Origin of the sequence: Candidatus Venteria ishoeyi, from assembly GCF_030378065.1 — a bacterium.
GTDB lineage: Bacteria > Pseudomonadota > Gammaproteobacteria > Beggiatoales > Beggiatoaceae > Venteria > Venteria ishoeyi.
The window spans coordinates 1-25,965 of sequence record NZ_JAUCGJ010000035.1; the positions used below are offsets into that span (position 1 = coordinate 1).

27 protein-coding genes are annotated in these 25,965 nt (G+C 44.3%); 11 read left to right on the top strand and 16 right to left on the bottom strand.

The features are described from left to right. Positions 1-213 precede the first annotated feature (213 nt). Entirely contained in the window at positions 214-1,239 is a 1,026-nt protein-coding gene (locus QUF61_RS12170) for a hypothetical protein (protein ID WP_289681920.1), read from the top strand. 248 nt (positions 1,240-1,487) lie between these two features. On the opposite strand, the gene QUF61_RS12175 is transcribed toward QUF61_RS12170, so the two are convergent. Beyond that, positions 1,488-1,811 (bottom strand): hypothetical protein, encoded by a 324-nt coding sequence (locus QUF61_RS12175; protein ID WP_289681921.1) that lies wholly within the window; start codon positions 1,809-1,811, stop codon positions 1,488-1,490. Positions 1,812-2,016: 205 nt separating this feature from the next. On the opposite strand from QUF61_RS12175, the gene QUF61_RS12180 reads away from it, so the two are divergent. Next, positions 2,017-2,667, top strand: a complete 651-nt coding sequence (locus QUF61_RS12180) for a metallophosphatase domain-containing protein (RefSeq protein ID WP_289681922.1) — start codon at positions 2,017-2,019, stop codon at positions 2,665-2,667. Between the two features lie 221 nt (positions 2,668-2,888). Here QUF61_RS12180 and QUF61_RS12185 read toward each other — a convergent pair whose 3' ends face one another. From QUF61_RS12185 to pgi, 3 genes are read right to left on the bottom strand one after another with little or no spacing between them, the layout of a single operon-like run. After that, the gene (locus tag QUF61_RS12185) at positions 2,889-4,274 is read right to left on the bottom strand and encodes a V-type ATP synthase subunit B (protein ID WP_289681924.1); all 1,386 of its coding nucleotides are present in this window, start codon (positions 4,272-4,274) and stop codon (positions 2,889-2,891) included. A gap of 6 nt (positions 4,275-4,280) precedes the next feature. Then, positions 4,281-4,688, bottom strand: coding sequence for a hypothetical protein (locus QUF61_RS12190; RefSeq protein WP_289681925.1), 408 nt, complete (start codon positions 4,686-4,688; stop codon positions 4,281-4,283). 12 nt (positions 4,689-4,700) lie between these two features. Beyond that, positions 4,701-6,332 (bottom strand): glucose-6-phosphate isomerase, encoded by a 1,632-nt coding sequence (gene pgi, locus QUF61_RS12195; protein WP_289681926.1) that lies wholly within the window; start codon positions 6,330-6,332, stop codon positions 4,701-4,703. 146 nt (positions 6,333-6,478) lie between these two features. On the opposite strand from pgi, the gene QUF61_RS12200 reads away from it, so the two are divergent. The 5 genes from QUF61_RS12200 to QUF61_RS12220 all read left to right on the top strand — a co-directional run bounded on the left by QUF61_RS12200 (position 6,479) and on the right by QUF61_RS12220 (position 9,334). Next, positions 6,479-6,757, top strand: coding sequence for a peptidylprolyl isomerase (locus tag QUF61_RS12200; protein ID WP_103920182.1), 279 nt, complete (start codon positions 6,479-6,481; stop codon positions 6,755-6,757). Positions 6,758-6,886: 129 nt separating this feature from the next. Next, positions 6,887-7,294, top strand: a complete 408-nt coding sequence (locus tag QUF61_RS12205; RefSeq protein WP_289681928.1) for a hypothetical protein — start codon at positions 6,887-6,889, stop codon at positions 7,292-7,294. Positions 7,295-7,316: 22 nt separating this feature from the next. Continuing rightward, positions 7,317-7,439 (top strand): hypothetical protein, encoded by a 123-nt coding sequence (locus tag QUF61_RS12210; protein ID WP_289681930.1) that lies wholly within the window; start codon positions 7,317-7,319, stop codon positions 7,437-7,439. A 6-nt stretch (positions 7,440-7,445) separates the two neighbouring features. Then, complete coding sequence (locus tag QUF61_RS12215) at positions 7,446-8,231, top strand: SIR2 family NAD-dependent protein deacylase (protein ID WP_103920184.1); 786 nt, start codon at positions 7,446-7,448, stop codon at positions 8,229-8,231. Then, a complete protein-coding gene (locus tag QUF61_RS12220) occupies positions 8,228-9,334 on the top strand; it encodes a sensor histidine kinase (RefSeq protein WP_103920196.1) in 1,107 nt (368 codons plus the stop codon). Before QUF61_RS12215 ends, QUF61_RS12220 begins: the two co-directional genes overlap by 4 nt. Here QUF61_RS12220 and QUF61_RS12225 read toward each other — a convergent pair. The 8 genes from QUF61_RS12225 to coaD all read right to left on the bottom strand — a co-directional run bounded on the left by QUF61_RS12225 (position 9,295) and on the right by coaD (position 15,706). Further along, the gene (locus QUF61_RS12225) at positions 9,295-11,319 is read right to left on the bottom strand and encodes a response regulator (protein ID WP_103920185.1); all 2,025 of its coding nucleotides are present in this window, start codon (positions 11,317-11,319) and stop codon (positions 9,295-9,297) included. The two genes, QUF61_RS12220 and QUF61_RS12225, sit on opposite strands and share 40 nt — an antisense overlap. Positions 11,320-11,348: 29 nt before the next feature. Further along, positions 11,349-12,251 (bottom strand): glycosyltransferase family 2 protein, encoded by a 903-nt coding sequence (locus tag QUF61_RS12230; RefSeq protein ID WP_289681931.1) that lies wholly within the window; start codon positions 12,249-12,251, stop codon positions 11,349-11,351. 30 nt (positions 12,252-12,281) lie between these two features. Next, a complete protein-coding gene (locus tag QUF61_RS12235; RefSeq protein ID WP_103920187.1) occupies positions 12,282-12,644 on the bottom strand; it encodes a hypothetical protein in 363 nt (120 codons plus the stop codon). A 76-nt stretch (positions 12,645-12,720) separates the two neighbouring features. Then, positions 12,721-13,197, bottom strand: a complete 477-nt coding sequence (locus QUF61_RS12240; protein WP_289681933.1) for a hypothetical protein — start codon at positions 13,195-13,197, stop codon at positions 12,721-12,723. Positions 13,198-13,225: 28 nt separating this feature from the next. Next, positions 13,226-13,786, bottom strand: coding sequence for a hypothetical protein (locus QUF61_RS12245; RefSeq protein ID WP_289681934.1), 561 nt, complete (start codon positions 13,784-13,786; stop codon positions 13,226-13,228). Beyond that, positions 13,786-14,862: a hypothetical protein gene (locus QUF61_RS12250; protein ID WP_103920190.1), complete on the bottom strand. Its 1,077-nt coding sequence runs from the start codon at positions 14,860-14,862 to the stop codon at positions 13,786-13,788. The genes QUF61_RS12245 and QUF61_RS12250 overlap by 1 nt, the downstream gene beginning before the upstream one ends. A 10-nt stretch (positions 14,863-14,872) precedes the next feature. Beyond that, a complete protein-coding gene (locus QUF61_RS12255; protein WP_103920191.1) occupies positions 14,873-15,130 on the bottom strand; it encodes a YfhL family 4Fe-4S dicluster ferredoxin in 258 nt (85 codons plus the stop codon). Between the two features lie 93 nt (positions 15,131-15,223). Then, entirely contained in the window at positions 15,224-15,706 is a 483-nt protein-coding gene (coaD, locus tag QUF61_RS12260) for a pantetheine-phosphate adenylyltransferase (RefSeq protein ID WP_103920197.1), read from the bottom strand. Positions 15,707-15,770: 64 nt separating this feature from the next. Here coaD and QUF61_RS12265 point away from each other — a divergent pair, with 64 nt between their 5' ends. Beyond that, positions 15,771-16,139, top strand: coding sequence for a DUF2304 domain-containing protein (locus QUF61_RS12265; protein WP_103920198.1), 369 nt, complete (start codon positions 15,771-15,773; stop codon positions 16,137-16,139). A gap of 208 nt (positions 16,140-16,347) precedes the next feature. On the opposite strand, the gene dsrE2 is transcribed toward QUF61_RS12265, so the two are convergent. Both dsrE2 and QUF61_RS12275 read right to left on the bottom strand, forming a co-directional pair. After that, positions 16,348-16,818 carry a sulfur carrier protein DsrE2 gene (gene dsrE2 / locus QUF61_RS12270; protein ID WP_103920192.1) on the bottom strand — a complete coding sequence of 157 codons (471 nt, stop codon included), beginning with the start codon at positions 16,816-16,818 and terminating at the stop codon, positions 16,348-16,350. A gap of 43 nt (positions 16,819-16,861) precedes the next feature. Next, positions 16,862-17,092, bottom strand: a complete 231-nt coding sequence (locus tag QUF61_RS12275; protein ID WP_103920193.1) for a sulfurtransferase TusA family protein — start codon at positions 17,090-17,092, stop codon at positions 16,862-16,864. 277 nt (positions 17,093-17,369) lie between these two features. On the opposite strand from QUF61_RS12275, the gene cysG reads away from it, so the two are divergent. Then, a complete protein-coding gene (gene cysG, locus QUF61_RS12280; protein WP_289681938.1) occupies positions 17,370-18,758 on the top strand; it encodes a siroheme synthase CysG in 1,389 nt (462 codons plus the stop codon). 333 nt (positions 18,759-19,091) lie between these two features. On the opposite strand, the gene glnA is transcribed toward cysG, so the two are convergent. Continuing rightward, positions 19,092-20,501, bottom strand: coding sequence for a glutamate--ammonia ligase (glnA, locus tag QUF61_RS12285; protein WP_103920237.1), 1,410 nt, complete (start codon positions 20,499-20,501; stop codon positions 19,092-19,094). Positions 20,502-21,528: 1,027 nt separating this feature from the next. Here glnA and QUF61_RS12290 point away from each other — a divergent pair. After that, positions 21,529-23,724, top strand: coding sequence for an Rne/Rng family ribonuclease (locus QUF61_RS12290; RefSeq protein ID WP_103920238.1), 2,196 nt, complete (start codon positions 21,529-21,531; stop codon positions 23,722-23,724). 107 nt (positions 23,725-23,831) lie between these two features. Beyond that, positions 23,832-24,293, top strand: coding sequence for a CopD family protein (locus QUF61_RS12295; protein ID WP_103920239.1), 462 nt, complete (start codon positions 23,832-23,834; stop codon positions 24,291-24,293). Positions 24,294-24,374: 81 nt separating this feature from the next. Here the strand turns inward: QUF61_RS12295 and QUF61_RS12300 are convergent, their stop codons facing one another. Beyond that, entirely contained in the window at positions 24,375-25,946 is a 1,572-nt protein-coding gene (locus QUF61_RS12300; protein ID WP_289681939.1) for a hypothetical protein, read from the bottom strand. Between the last annotated feature and the right edge of the window lie 19 nt (positions 25,947-25,965).

A 25,965-nucleotide genomic window follows, 5' to 3' on the forward strand; every position in this document is an offset into this window, starting at 1 on the left:
CCTAAAAATGCTACTTTAGAGCATTTCTTACTGAGTTAGCTGAGTATCCTCAATAGCTTTGGTTGGAAGAAATTTTTTCCTTCTTGAAGAAAATCGGATACTTATTAAAATAGCTTTTTATTCAAAATAAATTAGAAGACATCCATAAAATTTGAAAAAAATACCATTTCTGTTATTCTGTCCTAAAACCTAAATTTAAAGAGGGATAAAGCCATGCCCACACCACGCAAAGAACAAGTCAGTAAACACATTAACGGTCATTATCATTGCATCAGTCGCGCTGTGCGCCGCGCTTTTTTATGTGGTGTTGATAAGCAAAGTGGCTGCAATTATGAGCATAGACGGCAATGGATACTGGACAGGCTGGAAGTGCTTGCCAAGCAGTTTTCAGTTGAGGTTTGCGCTTATGCCATTATGAGTAATCATTATCATCTGGTGCTGCATGTGGATTATGAGCAGAGTTTGACCTGGGATGCTGAGGAAGTGGTCAAGCGTTGGTGTACCTTGTTTCCACCACAGGCGTTAAAAGATTCTGATGACAAACAAATTGATACTGAAGTGGTCAACGCTTATTTTGCGCGTCTGACAGCAGATGAGGAAAAAGTGACCTTGTGGCGGGAACGTTTGGCAGATTTAAGCTGGTTTATGCGTTGTCTAAACGAGCCGATTGCACGCCAGGCCAACAAGGAAGATGAGTGTACCGGGCGCTTCTGGGAAGGGCGTTTCAAATCCCAGGCTTTGCTTGATGATGCCGCTTTAATTAGCTGCATGGCCTATGTTGACCTTAACCCGGTACGAGCCGCCATTGCACAAACCCCGGAAGATTCTGAATTTACTTCTTTTGCAGCAAGAGTTGAGATTCAAAAAAAATCAGTCTCAAAACCAGAACCACAAAGCCAATGGCTTTTACCTTTCGCTGAGTCTAAAAAGACCGGGAAACCTCAAGCCACGCAAAATGCACATATTTGCCTGCCCATCAGTCAGAAAGAATACTTTGAACTGGTCGATTGGACTGGGCGTTGTATTCGTGATGGTAAGCGTGGCGCTATTCCTGCGCATATTCGACCCATTTTGCAACGTCTGGAAATTAAGCAAGACAACTGGATAGATGGCATACAGCATTACGGTAATCATTTTTATAAGGTTGTTGGTATCATGCGGCATTTGCTGGAAGAAACTGAAAGGCAGGGGCGTAAATGGTTTAAGGGGCAGAGTGCTGCCCGCTTGTTATACCAATAGCTGATATTTTCATTTCTCATTAAGTTATATTTATGGCACTAAACGACTTGCCATAGGTGGGTTATGGCTGATTTCTGGTTTTTTTCATATGATCGGGCTGTTTTTCCTGGTTTATCTCTGAATTTTATAATTTGACTTGGCTGAGGAAATAGAATGATAGTGTTTTTTTATTTTTTTAATTTATTGGCTGTCTGGTAATTTTGGCTATTTTTTTAATTTATTGGCTGTCTGGTAATTTTGGCTTTGTTTTATTTTTTTAATTTATTGGCTGTCTGGTAATTTTGGCTTGGTAATTTTGGCTTGGTAATTTTGGCTTGGTAATTTTGGCTTGGTAATTTTGGCTTGGTAATTTTGGCTTGGTAATTTTGGCTTGGTAATTTTTTGTCTGGTAATTTTGTCTGGTAATTTCCTCTGGTAATTTTGGTCTGGTAATTTTGTCTGGTCTGGTAATTTCTGGTTTGGTAATTTCTGGTTTGGTAATTTCTGTCTGGTAATTTTGTCAGTCGTCTGGTAATTTGGTCTAGGCGCGCTTGCAGCGGTTGCCGTGGAAAAATGCTAAAATCGGCTTTCAAAAAGCGGCAACACAATAAGGAACAAAATGGCCAGGAAAGCAGGCAAGTAGGGTGGGCAAAATTCCGTCCACTGAATTTTGGAATTTCACTGAGCGTTCACGGAATTTCGCCCACCGTTTACCAAGTCTGGCACATTGGTGGGCTTCTCTTCGGTCAACTCCGTATCCCCGATGCCAAAAAACTCATAGCAGAGGTACTCTGATCCATGTCATCCGTTAAGCTGGTCTTCATCTCCGATACCCACGGCCTGCACCGCAATCTAAAGCCGGGTTCCGGTGATATTCTGATTCACTGCGGTGATTTTAGCAGGCGTGACAGCCTTGAGAGCGTGGAAGACTTTGCCAGGTTCATGGCGCGGCAGGATTTCAAGCATAAAATAGTCATCGCCGGAAACCATGACTGGTGTTTTGAGGATCAGCGGCGGGAACAGGCGGAAGCTGTGTTGCGTGATCACGCTATCCACTATCTGAATGATTCCGGCATACAGCTTGACGGTCTCAACTTCTGGGGTTCTCCCGTGCAACCGGCGTTTATGAACTGGGCTTTTAACCGTGAGCGTGGCTCGGACATTCGCCGCCACTGGGCGCTTGTTCCCGATAAGACCGATGTATTGATTACCCACGGCCCGGTATTCGGGATACTGGATCGTTGTCGCGGTGGACATCGCGCGGGGTGCGAGGATTTATTGGCAACAGTGCAACGCATCAAACCGCGCATCCACGCCTGCGGTCATATTCATGAAAGCTATGGTCAAATAGAAAAAGAGGGCATCTTGTTTCTTAATACCTCCAATCTGGATGAACATTACCGTTTGGCGAACTCACCAATTCGTTACGAATTAAAATACCAATCATGAAATTTACCGAAGCCAAACTCGAACAAGCCTTCATCACCCTGTTGGAATAACAGGGCTACCCGCACTATCCAGGCGATAGCTTCAGCCGTTCACCCAGGCAAGTAGTGGGTAAAATGCCGATTAAGACCGTACAAAAATTCAATGTAATGGCGGCGTTTCGTCCACCCTACCGGGCTTAAAGACCTACAAGGTTTTCAGAACTTAAGCATAAAAGAACTGCCTTAGTCAGAGGTTTTATAATATTTTTTAATATCCGCCTCACTGACCCGCCCCAGTGCTTCTGGTGGTAATATTGACAATAGTTCCCAGGCCAGATCCAGGGTGTCAAGAATACTGCGCCCTGCCTCATCGCCCTGATTGACAAATTGCTGCTCAAAAGCATCGGCAAATTTCAGATAATTTTGATCCTGAGAAGAAAGTTCTTCTGCGCCGATAATGGAAGCCAGATTACGGATTTCCAAAGCCTGCGCATAAGCAGCGTAGAGTTGGTTGGCCAGACGCTGATGATCCTCGCGGGTGTAATCCTTACCGATGCCGTCTTTCATTAAACGCGATAAGGACGGTGGAATGGTAACTGGTGGATAAATTCCCTGGTTATTTAATTCCCGTGACAATACGATCTGGCCTTCGGTGATATAACCGGTCAGGTCGGGAATGGGGTGGGTAATATCATCACCCGGCATGGATACCACGGGAATCATGGTGATGGAGCCGTGGCGATCCCGAATCCTGCCAGCGCGTTCGTAAATTTCTGCCAAGTCGGAATACAGATAACCGGGATAACCTTTACGGGCGGGGACATCACCTTTTGCGGTGGCTATTTCACGCAAGGCTTCGGCGTAATTGGTCATATCCGTCATCACTACCAGCACATGACGATCCAGATCAAAAGCCAGATATTCTGCTACGGTCAGTGCAGTGCGCGGTAGAATCATGCGTTCCATCGCCGGGTCATTGGCGAGGTTGATAAACATTACCACATTGCCCAAAACACCACTATTTTCAAATTCTTCCCGAAAAAACTGGGCATCGCTGTAAGAAACGCCCATTGCCGCGAACACAATCGCAAAATTGGCTTCTTCTCCAGGCAGCTTTGCCTGTCGCACAATCTGCGCGGCAAGCCGATTATGCGGCAGACCGGAGCCGGAAAAAATCGGCAGCTTTTGACCGCGTACCAGGGAGTTCAGGCCGTCAATGGTGGAAATGCCAGTCTGGATAAACTCTCTGGGATAGGCTCTGGCGGCGGGGTTGACCGCAGAACCATTGACATCCCGACGCAGGCCGGAAATCAGCGGTGGGCGCTCATCACGCGGCGCGCCTGTGCCATTAAATACCCGCCCCAACAAGTCTGGCGCTAAGGGCATTTCAAAAGGCTCGCCCAGAAAACGCACCCAGGTATCCTCCAGCACCAGATCCTCCGTGCCTTCAAACACCTTGATCATCACTGCTTGCTCTGAGGTGCGAATCACCTGCCCGTTACGGATACGGTTATGATGATCCCGCACCTGTACGCGATCCCCAAAAGCCACGCCGGGAATGTCTTTTAAAAACAGCAAAGCGCCTTTGGCGGCAACGGCTTTGCGATATTCTTTATGACTGATATCCATATCGGTTTAGGTTTTTGAACGGGTGTTTTCCAGAAACTGTTTGCGTGGATACCAATATAAGGCGATAACCCCGCCATAGGCCGCCATGATAGCGGCCAATCCCATTAAACCGCTGCCGGATCCGGTAATAAATAATCTGGAAAAACCAATTTCTTGCAACAGAATGTAGGTCATGACAATCACTGCGATGAAAGAGAAGGTATTGATAAGATATCCTGTTATCAATTTCCAGGATTTATCTATTTTTTGTTTGCGGTACATTATCAAAGTAATCAAACCTTGCGGGATAATGATGAAGGTAAGCAGCAGCATGATGCCTAATGCCGCAAACACGCCTTCATAATTACCATAAGCGTAGGCGCTAGATGGTATTAACATCAATATTGTAGATACATGTATTGCATGATTTTTCATAATCAACTTCCTTTATTTTCTTTGTTGCTGGATATAATCCAGCAGGCCGTTGGTGGAGCCATCATATGCCATATTACTGGTCTTCCCTTCCAAGGCGGGTAATAATTCAGAAGCCATTTGCTTACCCAGTTCCACGCCCCACTGATCAAAAGGGTTGATGTCCCAGCACACGCTTTGTACAAAAACTTTATGTTCATACAAGGCCACCAGACTGCCCAGGATCTTGGGTGAGAGTTTTTTATATAACAGCAGGCTGCTGGGTTGGTTGCCGGGAAAAACCCGATGTGGCAATAAGTCTTCATCAATGTCACCCAACGCTGCGCGGGTTTCCGCTTCATTACGACCTTGCATCAAGGCGCGACTTTGTGCCAGGGCATTTGCCAGCACTGCGTTTTGATGACCAAAATCTTCTGCCTGACTTTCAATGGCAACAATAAAATCTGCGGGAATCAACTGGGTGCCTTGATGTAATAACTGGTAATAGGCATGTTGTCCGTTATTGCCGGAAGTGCCCCAGATAACCGGGCAGGTATCCCATTTTACCGGCTCGCCATTGCGCCGTACCCGCTTGCCATTACTTTCCATTTCCAGTTGCTGAAAATAAAAGGGTAAATATTTTAAGGAATAATCATACGGCAGAATTGCCAGGGTGGAGGCTTGCCAGAAGTTGCGATACCACACGCCCAGCAGCCCCATAATCACCGGCATATTCTCTGCCAGCGGTGCAGTGCGAAAATGTTCATCCATATCGTGCGCACCGCCGAGCAGGGCTTCAAAATTATCCATGCCTATCATTACAGCAACGGATAAACCGATGGCTGACCACAGGGAATAGCGTCCGCCCACCCAGTCCCAGAAGGCAAACATATTGTTGGTGTCAATGCCAAAATCGCGCACTCTTTGCGTATGCGTGGAAACTGCGACAAAATGTTTGCTGACGGCTTTGTCGTCTTTGAAATGCGCCAGCAGCCATTGCCGTGCACTACGCGCATTGGTCAGGGTTTCCTGGGTGGAAAAGGTTTTGGAGGCAACAATAAATAGCGTGGTTTCGGGATCTAATCGTTCCAGAATATGATCCAGTTGAGTCGCGTCAATATTGGAGTCAAACCAGGCGCGTAGACGTGGGTGGTGATAATTATGCAGGGCTTCAACAATCATTTTTGGCCCTAAATCCGAGCCGCCAATGCCGATATTGACAATATTTTCTATGGGCTTACCGCTGAAACCCAGCCACTCTCCACTTTGCACGCGCTCACAAAAACCGCGCATTTTTTCCAGTACTTCACGCACACCCGGCATGACATCCTGCTCGGCAACATGAACAGCCTGTGAACTGCGGTTGCGCAAAGCGATATGCAAGGCTGCACGATTTTCGGTATGGTTAATTGCTTCTCCATTGAACAGTTTATCGCGCCAGTTTTCCAGTTTGGAAGCCTTGGCTAATGCCACCAGCAAATCACGGGTTTCTCCGTTTATTCGGTGTTTGGAATAATCCAGCAGTAAATCGCAAGCGTGCAGAGAAAAATGTGAAAACCGTTGTGCGTCCTGGGCAAACAGATCACGGATATGCACATCTTGCAGCGTTTGTTGATGCTCGGCAAGTTGTTTCCAGGGCGTTGAGGGAGCAGCGTGTTCATTTGACATACAAGGATTCCTTCAAAATACCAGCAGATATGAGTTGATTTCCTGCTTGGGATGCTTAAATCTGCGCCGTAGTATAACACTCCCACTGTGTATATCACTTGAGTTTGATATAATGGACAACCTTTATATCATAACGGAGAACCTCAATGGCTAGAGCCAGTGCACGACATATTTTGGTAGACAATGAAGCACTTTGTCAGGATTTGCTGGAACAATTAAAAAATGGTGCTGATTTTGCGCAATTGGCACAGCAACATTCAACCTGTCCATCAGGCCGCCAGGGTGGTGATTTGGGAGAGTTTGGCCCGGGTGAAATGGTCAAAGAGTTCGACCAGGTGGTATTCAGTGCAGATGTGGGCGTACCTCAGGGACCTGTGAAAACCCAGTTTGGCTATCATGTTGTTGAAGTGACCAACCGAAGTTAAGTTAATCTGAGTTCGACGCAAGAATTTTATAACTTCAGAAACCTGACAGGTCTTCAAGACCGGTCAGGTTTTTTGGTTATTAACCCGGATATTTCATGAATTGCCATGATGATCGCACAGAAAAATTTTATGTATTCTGGACTTGTTGTTCGATGGGTGCGCATAATACGACATGGCTTATTTATTTTTCATCTGCGTCTGTCTCAACGAAAATGCCGTACTACCTCATGGCTGAGTTTTATTTTGCTGGTTTTTACTTTTATGGCAACGCATCAGGATACCCCTGAAGCTTCCCGTCAGTCTGAGGCAAATGATAAAAAATCACCGACCAATACGACAAATATTATGCCGCAGGTATCGACAACACTGTTGCCACAAGTGCAGCAATGGCCAATATTAGCCGCAGATGATTTTTCTCAGGTGAGTGGAATCTGGCAAACCAAACCGATTGATAACCTACAGTTTCAGGCGGTGCATGTCTTACAACAGGGCCAGCAATCCATTCGCCTGCAAGCTAAAAATAAACAGGCACAATGACACTTTATTTACAAAAATGACCTTGCCTGGCAAGGTCAGCCGTGGAAAAATGGGCTTGGCAGTTTATGTAGAGCAAAACACGCCGATGTTAAACATCAGTTTTGATGATTTTATCTTACGCACCAAAAATGCCATCCAGGAATAAATGCTTATGAATGATTTGTCCGAAGCTGATAATATCGCCCAGGTTGCCCAACATTTGCAACAAGCGCAGCGGGTGTTATTTATTACCGGCGCAGGTTTATCCGCTGATTCCGGGCTGCCGACTTACCGGGGCATCGGGGGGTTATATCAGCAACAGGATACTGAAGATCAGGTACCAATAGAAGTGGCCTTATCTTACGGTATGCTGCGTACCCACCCAGCCTTGACGTGGAAATATCTGCTGCAAATAGAACAAGCCTGTCGCGGCGTGGGTTATAATCGCGGACATGAGGTGATTGCAAAACTGGCGCAAGATAAAGAAGTCTGGGTGCTGACGCAGAATATTGATGGCTTTCACCATGCAGCAGGCAGCCCAAATTTAATTGAAATTCATGGTCGTTTGCAGCATATTCATTGCATGAGCTGCAAGCATAAAGAAGTGTGGCCGGATTTCAGCCACTTGCAATTGGAAAATTTACCCCCCGTTTGTCCTGCTTGTGGTGGAATATTACGTCCCGCAGTGGTCTTATTTGGTGAAATGCTCTCACCATTGGAAACTTTAAGTTTGACCCAGCAAGTTCAGCAAGGTTTTGATATAGTATTTAGTGTGGGTACCAGCAGTTTATTTCCTTATATCGTGGCACCTGTGCTGGAAGCAAAACACGACGGTGTACCTACGGTGGAAATTAATCCTGGAAAGACTGAGATTTCCAATGCCGTGGATTATCGCTTGCGCAACCGCGCTGCAAAAATTTTAGATGATATATGGAACACATGGAAGCAGATGTCATGACACAAAAACAGATTCTGGTTGTTGATGATATTCCCAGCAATTTACATTTATTGTTCCGTTATCTAAAAAGACTGGATTTTAAAGTATTGATTGCAGAAAATGGTGAACATGCCTTAAAACAATTGGGTTATTGTCACCCTGATTTAATTTTATTGGATATCATGATGCCGGGAGTTGATGGCTTTGAGGTCTGTCGGCGTTTAAAAAAGAACCCGGCAACAGCCGATATTCCCGTCATTTTCATGAGTGCTCTAACAGAGACCATTGATAAGGTGACAGGCTTTGAAGTGGGTGGCGTTGATTATCTGACCAAACCTTTGCAATATGAAGAAGTATTAGCCCGGATTAACGCGCATTTAAGTTTGAATGAATTGCGCCAAACGCTGACGCATAAAAATGCAGCGTTACGTCAGCAAAATAAAGAATTACAAGCATTTGGACATACCGTTGCCCATGATTTAAAAACTCCGGTTAATGGTTTGTTAGGTTCTGCGGAAGCGTTAAGAGCAAATTTAGGTGAAAATTTAACGCCCAGAGCCGATAAATATTTAAGTTTTATCAACCAAACCAGCCAGAAAATACGCCATATTATTGATGCTTTATTATTGCTCAGCGAGTCCCGTGAGGCTGAAGTGGCTTTGACACCATTGGATATGCCAAGCATTATAGACAGTGCGATACAACGTTTGGAAACCAGGATCAATACCTTTAATGTTGAAATCACAATGGGGCAGAATTGGCCGCAAGCTATTGGTTATGCCCCCTGGATTGAAGAAGTCTGGGTGAATTATCTGAGCAATGCGATCATGTATGGGGGTATGCCACCTCAACTGATATTGGATGCGGTGCTTGATGAACCCCATGGACAAGTACGTTTCCAGATTTCTGACAATGGTTTGGGGGTAGCACCGGAATTACAGGAGAAGCTGTTTATTCCATTTTCCAGAATCGGTTCACAGCGTTTGCCGGGGCATGGCCTGGGTTTATCGATTGTGCAGCGTATTATTGAACGTTGTGGCGGCAATACTGGTATGCACAACCGGGATAAAGGCGGCGCTTGTTTTTATTTCACCTTGCCAAGCACTTCACTGAGCAAAGGCTGAGAAAAAAAGTTTTCAATATTTTCCGCCAGGTTTTCTGGTGCCTGATTGTCTTTAATCAATTCATTCAGGTTCTGGTGAAGGTGCTCAAATAAATCATGGTGGTTGTAATCTTTTTTACTCAGTACGCCATTGACACATCCCATCAGCTTATCTTTTTCCTCTGCTGTCAGTGGGTTTGAAGTTAATACCACCACGGGCAATATTTGCCATTGTGGATTAGCGCGTAACCGTATCAGAAATTCATAACCATCCATCACTGGCATGGATAAATCCAGCAAAATCAGTGCTGGCAGATTTTTTGTCTCATGCAGGTGTTGCAGTGCCATCCGCCCATTCTCCGCAGACAGCACACTCCAGTTCGCATCTTCCAGCATATCAATGGTCAGTTCGCGCAGTATCATATCATCCTCCACGACCATCAAGGTATTTTGCCCGGCCTTACTGTGTTCCAATCCATATTGCCGTAATACCTCAGATAATTGTTGCTGAGTAATGGGTTTTAAATGACACTGGGTATCATTCGGGCCGTGGTTTGATACCTTATCTGGAATCTCCAGCAAAGGCATGCCGCTGAGTTTTTTACTGGTTTTAAAGCGGTCTTGCAGTTCTGCACTTAGGGATTTAAAGATCAGCGCATCTGGATTTAACTTATTGCTTAATTTCCAACATGTCTCTTCATTTTCTGCGCAGGCAACCGCATAACCTTGTTGACTGAGCTTGTCATATAATAGTTTGCGCTCTTTTTCCTCTTCATGACATAAGACAACGATGCTTTCATTGCTTTCGTTCTGTTGAGGTGATTGTGAGGCTTGTTTATTAACTGATTCAGGCAATGCTGTGGAGAGTTTTTCCAGGTTTTTATCTTCAACGACCTGCAATGGCAATTGCAGGGTAAATGTGGTGCCTTCACCAAAATGACTTTCCACCTGGAGTTTACCCCCCATCATCTCAGTAAACTCGCGTGAGATTGCTAAACCTAAGCCCGTTCCTCCATAGCGCCGGGTGGTTGAGGAATCTGCCTGGGTAAATGGCTGGAATAAGCGACACCGTTGCTGTGGCGTCATGCCGATACCATCGTCACTGACTTGAAATGAGATTTGCTTTGCCTGGCATTGGATATTTAAACGAATCAGGCCTGCTTCAGTAAATTTTGCTGAATTGCTCAATAAATTAAATAATATCTGGCGCAGTTTCATACGATCGGCATGAATTTCTTTGACTTCATCAGCACCAATAATTTCCAATTGGTTGTTTTTTTTACCGGCCAGCATTTTAGCGGGTGCATGAATATCCTGGATTAAATCCTTAAGCGCAAAAGTCTCCAGCGATAAGGCCATTTTTCCAGATTCAATTTTTGATAAATCAAGGATATCGTTGATCAGAGATAATAAATGGTTGGCAGCCGTTTGAATTTTGTTCAGGTCTTGAGGGAAGTCTTCAATTTCCCGTTCTTCAGCATCTTCATACAGCATTTCGCTGTAACCGATAATGGCATTTAACGGGGTACGCAATTCGTGACTCATATTTGCCAGAAACTGGCTTTTTGTAATATTGGCCGCTTCTGCGCGTTTTTTTTCTGTTTGTAATTGCCGGGTTAATAAATATAAATTAACGTGAGTGCGCACCCGCGCCAGTAATTCTTCTTTTTCACAGGGTTTATCCACGTAATCGACTGCGCCGACATCAAAAGCCAATAAGCGATCACTGGCGGTTTTTAAGGTGGAAAAAAAGATAATGGGAATCGGGGTTAACAAGGATTCGCGTTTAATACGCCTACAGGTTTCAAAACCATCCCATTCCGGCATATTAATATCCAACAAAATTAAATCCGGCATCTGTTTTGTTGCAATTTTAAGTGCCTCGATGCCGCTACGCGCTAATAACACCTGATAGCCATTTTTAGTCAGCACTTCACTGGCAAAAGCCAGATTCAGTAATGCATCATCAACAATCAGTATGGTTGCCTGGGTTTCGCGTGATGACATGATAAAATTTCCAGAATGTATTACAAATATTAACGTTGCCGTGTCAGTTGATGCCATAAACTATTTTGTCGCCAGAAAGCTTTAAACTCACGGCGCAGTTTACGCGGCAATACCTGTGATGGAACGGGTTGGCGAAATGCTTCCTTGACGGCTTTCCAATACCAAGTGAATTCACGGCTTTGCAAAGCACGGATTAAACCGATACTGAGGCGGGAAAATATGAGATAAATTGCATCATGTAAGGGGAAATAACGCCGAATTAACCAGATAGTATTGCGCGTGGGATAATAAACCCGTCGCCAGTTGGGACGGTTACTGGCTTCACCACGATGAATAACCACAGTTTGCGGGTCATAATAGATGTCATAGCCGTGGCGGCGTACTTGTATGGCAACATCTACTTCATTTTGATACAGAAAAAATGAGGCAGGATACCAACCAATATCGGCAAATAAATCGCGGCGAATCGCAAAACCACAACCAATAAAAGACATTGATGCCCCAGCTTTCTGCTGTTTGGGTAAGTGCCAACTGCTTTGCAGTTGTCCATGCTCATTGATAATTTTGCAGGCAATCACGCCAATTTTAGGATTATGGTCTAATTGTGTGATTAAGCGCTCAATGGTATCCAGGTCTTTAGGGCATGAATCATCGTCCAATACTAAAATATAGTCGCCCCGTGCTTGTTCAAAACCCTGGTTATAACCGGCAATACCCAGATTTTTACCTGTTTCAATAAAAGTCAGGTTTTTTTGTTGCGCCAAAAAATCGGCTGTACCATCTTCTGAACCATTATCGACGGCGATGATTTCAATATCTGGACGCTCTTTGAGCAAGCTTGATAGCTGTGAAACGGTTTGCCGGGTTTCACTCAGACGGTTGTAATTTAAAAATACGATACTTAACCGAGTTGAAGAGGTATGCTGTGCCATTGGGACAACCTTTTGAAAAAATCTTAATGTCTACTCGCTTTTGCGACGACCTGGCTTTAATTTTTCGACCGTTCTTAAGATGCTTAAGAACTGTTCATTATCCATTTTATCCAAAGCATGTAAACCCGCACGTAATACTTCCCCCTTAGTCAGGGACATACGCACATCCATACCGCGATCTTTCAGGGCCATTAATAATTGATAATCATCTTCAGGAATGGTGAAAGAATCCCGGATAACCTTTGGCTGTGGTTTTTGTTGAATATTTTTTTTAACTTCGCCAGTATGCAACATTTTATCCAGTTGTGAAGCCAATGCCAAGCGTGCATCAGTCACTTTTCCTTCTTTTAATAAAGTTTCCATTTCTTCGATTGTTGCAGATTTTTTATTCATAGAACCTATTGTATAAAGTCAGGATTAAAATTACATTATACAATGGAAAATAAAACATACAATATATATTATTCTGTTACTGATACAGCTTTAGTTCTTTAGTTTCGGTTTCCTGTTCTTGCAAGATAATAATGCTATTGTCATGCACGGTAATTAACTGACTGCCATCTTGTAAGGCGGGATTATCATCGGGGTGGTGGCGTGTAATTTTTTTATCTTTTGCATTCATTGCCAACATATAACGTTTACCTTGTTCTTCGCTAATACCTACAAAAGTCCAATTGGCTTGTTGCCTGGCTTGACTGACACGCGATTTTTTTCCCGTGCTTTGCACATTATCCTCGCCCCAAATCGCTGTTTTTTGTAATTTTTGGTAAAGGGCTTTTATTTCACTGTTGTTTTTAACCATTGGTAATTGCCAGTCATTTTTATGCATTTCTGGCAGAATATCATCCATGTTGGGTTCAGGCACCCATTTCCAGGCTGCTATGGTGCTGATGAGACCGGCAGATAATACCAGGAAGAATAGTTTTAACGGGCTTTTAGGTAACACGGTTTTTTCCTGTTTTCCTGCAAGTTTTTTAAGAGGCTGGTGAAGCCTGGAAAAAGGCTTTGACACTGAGTTTGAAACGCGGTTTGCGTTGATTATTTTGTATATCCAGACGCTCAACCACTAACCATTGTGGATTTTCTGCAATTTTATTCAGTAATAATTGCAAGGCTTTAGCATCAAATTCAGCATTGAGTTGGGCACTGACCTGCCAGATATTGCTCTGTTCCGGTAGCACAAAAGCACTTTCAACATTCAGTTTGGGTTTGCTCAGCTTGCTGATTTTAATCCAACGATTCAGCCAGGCCTGCAAGTCGGCTTGCGCCAGTCCTTTGCTGGCTGACTGCCAGAGTTTATCCTCGACTTCCACGCGCAAAGCACGCGCTTGTTTTGCCCGTTCCAGCCAGAATGTCTGCTCATGAATATCTTGTAGCTGTATGTGCTGTTGCGCCGCTTGCTGATATTCCGTTTGTAGCGTCTGCTGCACTTTGCCAAGTTTTAACAGACCATACAATAATAAAATAGCTAAAATCAGCCAGATTCCCAGACGCAGACGGGTATTATTGCGTAATTCTTCCAGTAACTCAGTCATCAGAAATCCATTGCTTTAACTTGCATATGCAGCGTAATTTTTTTACCTGCCGCATCCACTTCAGCGCGTACTTCTGAAAAACCGGGAATATCTTGAAATGTATTGACATAAAACCTGGGATCCAGATTTTTAGCGACCAGAGAAAAATTCAGTTTACCGGGTTCGTAATGCCATTCCAGCACTTTAGCCTTAGTAGGTAACTTATCTGCCACTTGTGATAATAACTGAATTAAACTGGGGTAAGCGTTTAAGGCTAATAGTTTGGTAATACGCAAACGATCTGCAATCGCCTGATTACGGGCTTCCAACAAGGGAGTAATTTGCTGATTGGTATTATTATTTTGTTGCTCAACCTGGATTATGGCGTGTTGCCAGCGGTTGATAGCCACCAGTTGCCAAGCCAGCATCATCACTAAAATAGCAGCACTCATAGTGACCCATAAGCGCTCCTGACCTAACAGACCGCTGAAACTGCGCAAACCACTGCGTGCACGTCCCCAGGGACGCTCCAGTAATTCACTGTCTTTAATGGCAGGAAGATCCGTTAAACAAGGCAGCCCCTGCGCGCGCTGAAAACGAAACCAGTTATCAGGTGTGACAGTCTCTTGTGGGTACCAATGGCTGGCGCGTAAAACGCCATTTAGCCAGTATTGCAGTTCTAAACCTTCCCAGGTTTTCAGAATCTGGGTTGTACCCTGATCCATATTATTTGCAGCATCTAATAAGGGGGGACGCAGGATGCTTTCAGGCAAACAGGTAATGGATTTAAGTCCGGCTTCTGCCTGATGTTCCTGTTGTTGTTGCTGATTCCAGATCCAGACCTGCACCCAAACCTGCTTTCCCGTAGATTTCCAGACGATATAAGAGGCCGTTTCAGGAAACGGACTCCATTGTTGAATTTGCAAATCGAGATTTTGTTCACGCTGGCTGGCTGGCAATTCGCTGAGATCAAAACAACGATAAAAACACAGACCCCGTGAAATCACCCATTCTCGTCGCCCTGAACCTGAATTGGGACGAATTAACTGGTTACGATACTGTAGATAACGGCGAGAAGTGAGTAACTTTTTTTTCATGTTTAAGATTCTATTCCGGCTCTTCTCCGGTAACCCGGTAATATTTTGCCATCAGTTCGTCTTCTGATTCTTCATGATTGGGATCTTTGGGGATACAATCAACCGGACATACATCCACGCATTGTGAGGTTTCATAATGCCCAACGCATTCTGTACAAAGATCGGGGTTAATTTCATAAATTTCTTCCCCCATATAAATTGCTTCGTTTGGGCACTCCGGCTCACATACGTCACAGTTAATACATTCATCAGTAATATACAACGCCATTTCGCTGACTCCTTAGTTTGTTAACGTCGCTTAAAAATCAAATTAACCTGAATTCGATAGCACAAATCAAGCTTACATCGAATTCAGTTTAAATTACCTGTTTATTTTGGTACTCAATGCTTTAATTACAATAGGATCAACAAATTGTTCTATCTCACCGCCAAGTTGCGCCACTTCTCGTACCAGACTTGAAGAAATATAAGTATACTTGGTGGAAGTGGGTAAAAAAATTGTTTCCAGGTGTGGCATTAATGCACGATTCATACTGGCCAGTTGAAATTCATATTCAAAATCAGAAACCGCCCGTAATCCCCTGATAATCACCTGCGCATGACACTGCTGGGCAAATTCTGCCAGCAGGCAATCAAAACCGCAAGCACTGACATTGTCTAAATGTGAAAATACCTGAGAAATCAACTCAACACGTTCATCCTGGGTAAATACTGGTGATTTGGAAGGATGGGTGGCCACAGCCACAGTCACGTTGTCAAACAGCTTGGCTGCGCGTGCAATAATATCTCCATGCCCATAAGTCACCGGATCAAATGTGCCGGGGTAAATGGCTTTTGTAATCATAAAATAACCTGATAAAAGGTTTTGCATTTTGTATTACAAATGCACATTTGATAATATCCCATCTATGTATACATATCAATGGACTTCCGCCATTCTCGGTTTACTGATTGCTGGCACTATCATTCTACTCATTCGTCGTGATCATTTGCATACGCATCATGCGGGCTGGTGGTTATTCAGCGCACTGTGTATCGCGATACTGGGTATTTTCCCAAAACTGGTTGACAGCATTGCTATCAAGCTTAATGTTAACTACCCGCCAACCTTGCTGTTTAGCGTTGGTCTTGGCCTTATTTTATTAAAAATGCTCAATATCGATATTTATCATTCCAGGCAAGAGCGGCAATTGCGTCGAACGATACAGCGTATTGCCTTACTGGAAGATGAAATCAACCGCTTAAAACAAGATCAGGAACACTCAACAAACAACTAAGGAAACATAAAAAAACCAGTTCCTGAGTCAAGAACTGGTTTGACAAAAATCGTCTAACCTGCGTGTATTACCTTAAAACTTGATGTTACGCAATCCCACTGTTTTGGTTTAGATTCCAAACCTTCCCGGACTAAGCAAAAATCAGTGTGAAGAAAAAGCATTTTTTTGTGCCTTAAAGCACAAAAAAGAAGCTTTTACGCAATACCTGTTAGATATACAAGCAGATGTCAGATTCTCCTGCGAATTCAAAAAAGGTTGCTGCGCCACCGTACTCAACACCATCAATAAAATCTTTGGTATCGAATTCAAACAGGTCCACAGTCATCTGGCAGGCAATGAATTTAACTTCAGCTTCCTGACACAATTCCCGTAAATCTTCCAGACTGGCGACCCCTTTGTCTTTCATGGTCTTTTTCATCATGCCAGTGATAAAAGATTGCATACCTGGCAGTGCCTGCATCAAAACTGGAACCGGCATTGGCATTGGCATACCGGGATTACCTAATGGACTAACTTTCAGATTCAGCTCTTTGCGCAGCATCTGCAAGCCATAAAAGGTAAAGAAAATTTGGGTTTCATAACCCAGCGCGGCTGCGGTGGATGCCAGGATAAATGGTGGATAAGCCCAATCCAGCGTTCCTTTTGTCGCAATAATTGCGAGTTTTTTGGTATCAGACATACTTGTCTCCCTTATAATGGAATTTGCTTGTCAACCTGTATGCTTAAGATTTTTTAATGAGGAAAGAGTATTTACCCCCTTCTTCACCAGATTCCATTAATTCGTTTCCAGTCTGTTTTGCAAAGGCTTCAAAATCCTTAACTGAACCAGGGTCTGTTGCAATGATATGTAATACCTTGCCAGATTCCATACCATTTAATGCTTTTTTGGCACGTAAGATAGGCAGAGGACAGTTCAGACCGCTTGCATCCAGTTCTTGGTCAAAATTAGCCATATCGAAATTATCTCCTTGTTGTATATACTCTGCCCTGGCATAAACCGAGGCGGAGCATAGAAACCGTTGTGACTTTGAAAAAAATCTACGTATCATCAATGCGTAGAGCTGCGGATTTTTGGCATCATTAAATTTGCATTTTTCAGCATCAACCCAAAAAAGGGATGAGCGAGCTACTTTAGAAATCCGTCCTGTTCTTATATACTAAGCAGCCGATTTTCGCAACTTTTTTGCCTGAATTTCATTTTCATTATTCCTGGATAAAGACGATAAGCCTATGGATTTTCTACCTATTTTCCTGAACCTAAAAAACTACCGCTGCCTGGTTGTCGGTGGCGGAGAAGTGGCCACACGTAAAGCACAATTACTACTGGAGGCCGGTGCTCAGGTCAAAATTGTTGCGCCCGACTTAAGTCCTGAGCTGGAAAAATTACACCAGGAAAAAGCCTTACAATATCGCTTGGGAAATTTTGAAGCCAGTGATTTAAGTGATTGTTTTTTAGTGATTGCAGCAACCGATGATGCCCAGGTTAATGCAGAAGTAGCCGGTTTAGCCAAGCAGCAAGGTGCATTGCTTAATGTTGTGGATCAGCCGGAACTGGGAAATTATATTCTGCCTTCGATTATTTCGCGCGATCCCTTGCAAATTGCCATCTCCAGTGGCGGCGCTTCACCTGCCTTATCGCGTATGCTGCGCATTAAACTGGAAACCCTGATTCCTTCCGGTTACGGACAACTGGCACAATTATTAAGAAAATTTCGTCCACAGGTAAAAGCTTTTTTCAGTACGGGAGAACAACGCCGTCATTTCTGGGAAAAAATACTGGGCAGTCCGATTGCCGAACTGGTGTTATCTGGACAAACCCAGGCCGCAGAACAAGCACTGGAGCAACAATTACACAATGCTGAGGATAAACTGGAAACAAAATCCGGAGAAGTTTATCTGGTCGGCGGTGGCCCCGGTGATCCTGACCTGCTCACCTTCCGTGCTTTGCGTTTAATGCAACAGGCTGATGTGGTGGTACATGATCGCCTGGTCTCAAAAGCAGTGCTGAATTTGACCCGCACTGATGCCAAGCGGGTTTATGTGGGTAAAGAACGCTCAAACCATGCCGTGCCCCAGGAAAATATCAATAAGCTATTAGCGCGACTGGCAAAAGAGGGTAATCGGGTCTTACGCCTCAAAGGTGGTGACCCATTTATCTTCGGGCGTGGTGGTGAAGAAATTGAAACCCTGGCGGCTGAGGGTGTGCCTTTTCAGGTCGTACCCGGCATTACTGCGGCTTCCGGTACGGCAGCCTATGCCGGTATCCCACTAACCCACCGTGATTACGCGCAATCCTGCGTTTTTGTCACCGGTCATTTGAAAGATGGCACAATGAATCTGAACTGGGACTTATTGACCCAGCCACAGCAAACAGTGGTGGTGTATATGGGGCTGCTGGCACTCCCCATTTTGTGTCAGGAGTTAATGAAACACGGTCTGCCTGCAAAAAAACCCATTGCCCTGGTGCAACAGGCCACCACCAAAAATCAACGGGTATTTACCGGGACTTTGGGCACGCTGCCGGATATTATTCGGGATGCTGAAGTCAAGCCCCCCAGCCTATTGGTGATTGGTGATGTCGTGACTTTGCAGGACAAATTATCCTGGTTTAAACCCTAAAAAAACCATCCCCGCAAGGGGATGATTTTTTTAGGTTCAATTTTACTCATATGCAACTTTACAATATGATGAACTTACTTTAAATGTTGACAACAAAACCCACGACAAGCCGTAGAGTCCACATTGCCTTCGCCTATTGAATAAAATGACGATGCTAATGCCACTTCCCGGTCTTGTAGTAATTCGACACCTGAGCAATTCATGCAATTGACTGATGGTGAATTTCATAGCGTGGCTGATGTCATTAAATCAAAAAAAAGCGTGAAACCGTAAGATTTCACGCTTTTTATAAGCCACTAAAAAAATCATCCCCTGACAGGGATGATTTTTTTATTACAAGCTATAGTACATATCAAACTCAACCGGATGCGTGGTCATACGCAGACGGGTGACTTCTTCCATTTTCAGGTCAATATAAGCGTCAATCACGTCATTGGTGAACACACCACCCGCAGTCAGGAATTCACGATCAGCATCTAACGCTTCCAGCGCTTGCTCTAAAGAACTGGCAACGGTTGGAATCGCTTTGCCTTCTTCTGGAGGCAGATCGTATAAATCTTTATCCAAAGCTTCACCAGGATGGATCTTGTTCTGAATGCCATCAATACCCGCCATCAGCATGGCAGCAAATGCCAGATAAGGATTTGCGGTGGAATCCGGGAAACGGATTTCAATACGACGTGCTTTCGGGCTGGTGACAAAAGGAATACGTACCGAAGCGGAGCGGTTACGCGCAGAATAAGCCAGCATCACAGGGGCTTCAAAACCAGGTACCAGACGTTTGTAACTGTTGGTGGAAGCATTAGCAAAGGCGTTGATAGCACGCGCATGTTTAATCAGGCCGCCAATGTAATACAGTGCAGTTTCAGACAAGCCACCATACTGATCACCAGCAAACAGATTTTCACCATCTTTAGACAGAGACTGATGCACATGCATACCGTTACCGTTATCACCCACTAAAGGTTTAGGCATAAAGGTTGCAGTTTTGCCATAGCCGTGAGCAATGTTCATGATCACGTATTTCAGCAATAAGACTTCATCGGCTTTCTCGGTTAAGGTGTTAAAATCTACACCGATTTCACACTGGCCCGCAGTAGCCACTTCATGGTGATGCACTTCGGTTTTCAGCCCCATTTCTTCCATGGTCAGACACATGGCAGAGCGGATGTCGTGCAGGGAATCAACTGGTGGTACGGGGAAATAACCACCTTTAGTGCCAGGACGGTGACCAATATTGCCGTCAGCATACACTTTTTCAGAGTTCCATTCCGCTTCGTCAGAATCGACTTTGCAGAAGTTACCGCTCATGTCTGCGCCCCAACGCACGTCATCAAACAGGAAAAATTCATTTTCAGGGCCGAAGTATGCGGTATCTGCGATACCGGTGGACTTCAGGTAAGCTTCAGCGCGTTTTGCCAGAGAGCGTGGGTCACGCTCATAACCTTGCATGTCAGAAGGTTCGATAATGTCACAACGCAGATTCATGGTGACTTCTTCAGCAAAAGGATCAATCACCGCAGTGCTGGGATCGGGCATCATGATCATGTCGGATTCGTTAATACCTTTCCAACCGGCGATAGAAGAGCCGTCAAACATTTTGCCTTCTTCAAACAGATCTTCGTCAACCATATGCGCAGGCACAGTAACATGCTGTTCTTTACCAATGGTATCTGCAAAACGGAAATCCACAAATTTCACATTTTGCTCTTTAATCATATTCAGTACATCATTTGCAGACATTCATCATTCTCCTGAGTAATAATAGAAAATACGCGTTATACACGCAAAACCGCATCACAGTAACAGATTCTCTATAGGGTATCAATTGAGCATCTTTACTTTATTCCTGATTGCCAAAAGCAGAAACAATGCCACTTTTTTAATACAAATAACCCATTGAAAATAAAGTTTATTATTTTTTTATTTAATTTTCTTTAGAATGATGCGCACCATATTGATGCATCAAATCTCTGTGCGCACCAAAACAGTGCGCGATAGCGCATAAAATAAAAGGAAAATGATTTGCTGTAATGAGATAACACTGTTATATTGACGATGCTATCCACAGACCTGTGTCATCCTGCCTGGATTTTGCATGACCTGGCGATGCCTGTAAAAAACGCATCCGGCATGATAAAAGGCACTCATTCACAGGTCTTCAGCAACGATTAAAAAGATTTACCGCACATGCTACGGCTTCTACATTCTCAGAATTGCCGCCAATCCGTTTATTTCACGACAAAGCGCTGATAAAGCACGAAATAAGTATTCGGATTCAATAGCTTGTAATAAGCAGCATGAACTTGATTGAGTGGTAAAACACAGGGAAAATATGACCAGAAAAATTTATTTTCCTTATCAATCAGCGGTTTTTTCTCGCATTATCGAATGTCTGAGTGATGGGTGCTATGAGATAAAACGAACAAAAAATTTTATCAGCATCTTGGTGTGAATGGCAATGGATGTGCCTGACAACAGGACATATAAGGATCGAGAATTTTATACCTGGATTTATGGTTAAAGATACCTGAATCAGGTTAAAAAAATATCAAATAAGATTTTACAAAAGCGCATTTCAGTTGCTTAAACAAATGAATTTCTATGCAAATTTTCATATAATTTTGCGTCTTTTTCTTTTGTCACTATCCTTCCCTTATAAATTTCCTGTGCCTGGCATTTATGCTTCAAATTTTTATGCTCCCATACTGGGCCTAGCGCCTATGCATTGTGTGGTTGAGCCTATGCAATACAGGAATAAATTAAACAGATGAAAAGAATTCTAATTAACGCGACGCAGCAGGAAGAATTGCGAGTGGCGATGGTTGATGGTCAGCGTTTATATAATTTTGATATCGAAACGCACGCCAGACGACAAACCAAATCAAATATCTACAAGGGTATCGTAACGCGTATTGAACCGAGCCTGGAAGCGGCTTTTGTAGACTATGGCGCGCAACGCCACGGCTTCCTGCCAATGAAAGATATTGCGCCGAATACCTATTATGGCTCAAACAACACAGAACCACCGGAAAGTGGTGAGGAAGAAGCTAAAGTCCCCAGTGGTAATGCACGGCCTCAAATCCGTGACGTGTTACGCGAAGGTCAGGAAGTTATTGTTCAGATTGATAAGGAGGAACGTGGCAATAAAGGCGCTGCGCTGACCACTTATATCAGTCTGGCAGGGCGTTATCTGGTGTTAATGCCTAATAACCCCCGCGCAGGTGGTGTTTCCCGACGCATTGAAGGCGATGAGCGCTCAGAAGCACGGGAAGCAATGGGAACGCTGGATATTCCCGAGGGCATGGGTGTGATTCTGCGTACCGCAGGCGTGGGTAAAACCGGCGAAGAACTGGCCTGGGACTTAAATTACCTGCTACGTTTGTGGGAAGCGATTCAAAATTCTGGTCAAACCCGCAAAGCACCCTTTTTAATCCATCAGGAAAGCAATCTGATCATTCGCGCCATTCGTGATTATTTGCGTGATGACATTAATGAAATCCTGATTGATGATCAAAACGTGTATCAGGAAGCAGTGGATTTCATGACCCATGTCATGCCGCACTTCTTGGAGCGCTTGAAGCATTATCAGGATAAGGTGCCGCTGTTCAGCCGCTATCAGATAGAAAATCAGATTGAAACCGCTTTTCAGCGGGAAGTGCGCCTGCCCTCTGGTGGTGCATTGGTGATTGACCATACTGAAGCGCTGTTATCCATTGATATTAACTCAGCACGCTCAACCAAAGGCGGGGACATTGAAGAAACCGCGCTCAGTACCAATCTGGAAGCGGTGGATGAGATTGCAAGGCAACTACGCCTGCGCGACCTGGGCGGTTTGATTGTTATCGATTTTATTGACATGCTCAGTCATCGTAATCAACGTGAAGTTGAAGCGCGCATGAAAGAGATGTTGAAAATGGACAGGGCGCGGGTGCAAGTTGGGCGCATTTCCCGCTTTGGCTTGCTGGAAATGTCACGCCAGCGTCTGCGGCCTTCGTTGGGTGAATCCAGCCAGATTACCTGCCCGCGTTGCAGTGGGCAAGGCACCATTCGTGGCGTGGAGTCTTTGGGTCTTTCTATTTTACGCTTGATCGAAGAAGAAGCGATGAAAGGCAAAACCGCCAAAGTCATCGTGCAAGTCCCTGTTGATACGGGTACTTTTCTGTTAAATGAAAAACGTCAGGCAATTTTTGATCTGGAAATCCGGCAGCGTATTGAAGTGGTTTTGATTCCCAACCCACACATGGATACGCCGAATTATGAAATCACCCGGGTGCGGCGTGATGAGCAGAAAGACCAGGAAAGCAGCTATAAACAGGTTGAAAAGCCGGAAATGGTTGTGGAAACCCAAACCACAAAAAATCAGAATAAACCTGAGGAACCAGCGGTAAAAGGTATTATGCCGGATGTCGCGCCAATTGTGGCTGGCAATAGTCCAATGAGTTGGTTAAAAGCCTTGTGGATAAAATTGTTTGCGCCACCGAAAAAAGAAATAAAACCCACCAACAAAAGAAATACACAGAACAAAAACCAGAAAAATTCAGGGCAACGGCGCAAAGGTGGCGGCGGTAATAAAAATCGCAACCAGCGCAATCGCAATGCCACGCAGCAACGCAATAAGGACAATAGGGAAACACCCAGAGATAATAAGGATAGCCGGGATACGGGCGGTGGCACTAATAAAGACAATACGGCAACACGTCAAACGCAGCCTAAAACCGGGACTAAAGATGAAACGAATGAGCGCCAGGAAAATAATCGCGGCAGTGGCGTTAGACGCACACGGCGGGGTGGACGGCGCAGCAATAAACCACGCAGCAATCCACAAGCAAATAAAACGGATACTAATAAAACCGACAGCAATAAACAGGATAAGCCAGAAAATAAGGCTAATCTGCCCGTTGTTGTTGCGGAGTCTGCGGCAAAACCTGCACCCAGCAAGCAGCAGAAAGAAACAACGGATTAAAAATAGCCTGAGTTCGGTGTAAGCTTCTTTCAGCGCTTATGGCGCTGAAAACCGCTTTCACCTTACGCTAAGTTTTTGATAGTACGTATTAGATTTAAGGTATCAATATGTTATTTGCATTGGCTTTGTTACTTCATTTAGTTTCTGTGGTTGTCTGGGTGGGGGGGATGATTTTCGCCCATCAGATACTGCGTCCGGTTGCCGTGGAACTGCTAGAACCTCCTCTGCGCCTGACGCTGTGGATTAATATTTTCAGAAAGTTCTTTTTCCTGGTATGGCTTGCCGTGATTTTTATTTTAATCACCGGCTTGTGGATGATGTTTGCGCAACATGGCGGGTTTCAGGCTAAAATCTCCATTCATATCATGTTCACCTTAGGTCTGGTGATGACATTGATTTATCTTTATGTATTTTTTAGCCCTTACCAGAAACTGAAAGCGGCTGTTACAGCGAAAGACTGGCCCACTGGGGCGCAGGCCCTGGCAAAAATTCGTATGGCAGTGGGTTGGAATACCATTTTGGGCCTGCTGACTATCAGCGTTGCAGCACTGGGACGGTATTTGTTTTAACCCGTAAGTTGGCTGAATTTAGGCGATGTCATAGTTGTTCCGGGAATGCTCTCAAGGCTTTCCCGGAACAATGAATGAAGCTTACGCCGAATTTAGTTTATAACCCAATTCAAGTAATACCTTGCGAAATTGTGCCACATTTTTTTCTGCAACCAGCAAACCGCGTTTATCGATCAGAGTGCACCATTTCGCCAGCTTTTTCTCTGCCATAATGCTGGCTGCCATATGCGGCGTACTGCATTCGAACAAGCGCATGGCACCTTTATCCGTTAATTTCCCAGCACGCTTCTTGAAAGTGCTTAACCGATTTAACGCCTGCTGCGCAGCTTCGCCCGGTGTATAAGTCTTGCTAAGACCCAGGCAATATTCGCCCAGCGGCGTCAGACGTATAAACATCAAACCATCATAGCGACTGAGAAAACTTAAATCATCCACTCCCCACAGATCTGAATAATCCGCTGCTGCATATTCCGGCTCAATATAAGCTACATCCAGTAAGCCTAGTGTTGCAACATATTCAAATAAAAAACAGCGTGCATAGCGTCCCTCTAAAATATTCCAATCCTCTCCTTCATTAATATAACCATAATTGGCATTGGTGATATATAACGCCCAGGGGGTGCGCGTCACTTCAAAGTTTCTGCCTGTTGCATGCATCTGCCGAAAAAACTCTGTCACCTCTACCCACTGATCGGATGGTAATTGACTCAATGCCTCAACAATAACCTTGCGACGCCCTGCGAGCGCAGTGAAACTACGTTTTGCTTTGCCCGTCTGACCTTTAATCTCATCAATGCGGCGAAACTCATCGAAGCCGGTATATTTCAGCCAATTTTTCCACAATTTGCTAAAAGTTTTCTCCGGCGCATCACCTAAGGCTTTTTGTCCAGCAGTGCTCAGTTGCAGTTTTTTACCACTGCATTCTGCCAGTCCACCCACCTGCAATAACAGCGGCCATGCAAAGGCTTTAATAAAACCAATGCTGTTATCAAATCCATCTAATGCTTCGGGATCAGGATAAAAATCCTTGCGGGGCAGGCTTGCAGTAATTTTCCTCATGGTCGCCGTTGATGCTTGCAGGGTTTTATCGCTGACTGCAATTTTACCTTCATCAATCAGGCGCAACAGGGTGTGTAATTCTTGAATAGCCAGAGTTTCACTGTGATTTTGCAACAACGTGACCTGCTCTTTTTCCTCCACACGTTTGCCGTCTTCCCAATAGTAGGTGTCGATTTCCCAGGATTCGGGCAGTTCTTCATCACTGGTTTTTAATTCTGATTCCGCAGGTTGCGGTACAAAAGCTTTGAGCTTGTAAGCAATATCACCTGGAATTGCTGCGTTGAAAAATAACAAACTCAGTTGTTTTTCCGTGGGACGTTGACCGTATTTTGCAACAAAACACGTATTATCAAAAATAGGATTAAAGTTATATAACATCTCTGCCACAGCCGCTTGACTGATATCATTGAGTTGTGACCAGATCGTATTTAACTGTTGCAAGGTTTGCTCAGTAACAAAATCCACCAGTTCAGCTTTGCGTCCCGGTACTTTTTTACCGTTTGCAACAAAAGTAGCCAGTTTTTTCAGGTCAGCTACCACCTGATTTTGTAAAGCGGCGCGTAAAGTAGCATAGGGTTGATTGTGATATATCATAAAATATAGATTCCTTGGT

Coding starts and splice junctions, on each gene's coding strand:
- QUF61_RS12225 (WP_103920185.1), bottom strand. CDS start 11,319: ATGTCATCACGCGAAACCCAGGCAACCATACTGATTGTTGATGATGCA.
- dsrE2 (WP_103920192.1), bottom strand. CDS start 16,818: ATGTCTGATACCAAAAAACTCGCAATTATTGCGACAAAAGGAACGCTG.
- QUF61_RS12290 (WP_103920238.1), top strand. CDS start 21,529: ATGAAAAGAATTCTAATTAACGCGACGCAGCAGGAAGAATTGCGAGTG.
- QUF61_RS12185 (WP_289681924.1), bottom strand. CDS start 4,274: ATGGATATCAGTCATAAAGAATATCGCAAAGCCGTTGCCGCCAAAGGC.
- QUF61_RS12245 (WP_289681934.1), bottom strand. CDS start 13,786: ATGACTGAGTTACTGGAAGAATTACGCAATAATACCCGTCTGCGTCTG.
- pgi (WP_289681926.1), bottom strand. CDS start 6,332: ATGTCAAATGAACACGCTGCTCCCTCAACGCCCTGGAAACAACTTGCC.
- QUF61_RS12250 (WP_103920190.1), bottom strand. CDS start 14,862: ATGAAAAAAAAGTTACTCACTTCTCGCCGTTATCTACAGTATCGTAAC.
- cysG (WP_289681938.1), top strand. CDS start 17,370: ATGGATTTTCTACCTATTTTCCTGAACCTAAAAAACTACCGCTGCCTG.
- QUF61_RS12220 (WP_103920196.1), top strand. CDS start 8,228: ATGACACAAAAACAGATTCTGGTTGTTGATGATATTCCCAGCAATTTA.
- QUF61_RS12180 (WP_289681922.1), top strand. CDS start 2,017: ATGTCATCCGTTAAGCTGGTCTTCATCTCCGATACCCACGGCCTGCAC.
- QUF61_RS12230 (WP_289681931.1), bottom strand. CDS start 12,251: ATGGCACAGCATACCTCTTCAACTCGGTTAAGTATCGTATTTTTAAAT.
- QUF61_RS12300 (WP_289681939.1), bottom strand. CDS start 25,946: ATGATATATCACAATCAACCCTATGCTACTTTACGCGCCGCTTTACAA.
- QUF61_RS12215 (WP_103920184.1), top strand. CDS start 7,446: ATGAATGATTTGTCCGAAGCTGATAATATCGCCCAGGTTGCCCAACAT.
- QUF61_RS12190 (WP_289681925.1), bottom strand. CDS start 4,688: ATGAAAAATCATGCAATACATGTATCTACAATATTGATGTTAATACCA.
- QUF61_RS12235 (WP_103920187.1), bottom strand. CDS start 12,644: ATGAATAAAAAATCTGCAACAATCGAAGAAATGGAAACTTTATTAAAA.
- QUF61_RS12200 (WP_103920182.1), top strand. CDS start 6,479: ATGGCTAGAGCCAGTGCACGACATATTTTGGTAGACAATGAAGCACTT.
- QUF61_RS12275 (WP_103920193.1), bottom strand. CDS start 17,092: ATGGCTAATTTTGACCAAGAACTGGATGCAAGCGGTCTGAACTGTCCT.
- QUF61_RS12265 (WP_103920198.1), top strand. CDS start 15,771: ATGTATACATATCAATGGACTTCCGCCATTCTCGGTTTACTGATTGCT.
- coaD (WP_103920197.1), bottom strand. CDS start 15,706: ATGATTACAAAAGCCATTTACCCCGGCACATTTGATCCGGTGACTTAT.
- glnA (WP_103920237.1), bottom strand. CDS start 20,501: ATGTCTGCAAATGATGTACTGAATATGATTAAAGAGCAAAATGTGAAA.
- QUF61_RS12170 (WP_289681920.1), top strand. CDS start 214: ATGCCCACACCACGCAAAGAACAAGTCAGTAAACACATTAACGGTCAT.
- QUF61_RS12295 (WP_103920239.1), top strand. CDS start 23,832: ATGTTATTTGCATTGGCTTTGTTACTTCATTTAGTTTCTGTGGTTGTC.
- QUF61_RS12255 (WP_103920191.1), bottom strand. CDS start 15,130: ATGGCGTTGTATATTACTGATGAATGTATTAACTGTGACGTATGTGAG.
- QUF61_RS12205 (WP_289681928.1), top strand. CDS start 6,887: ATGTATTCTGGACTTGTTGTTCGATGGGTGCGCATAATACGACATGGC.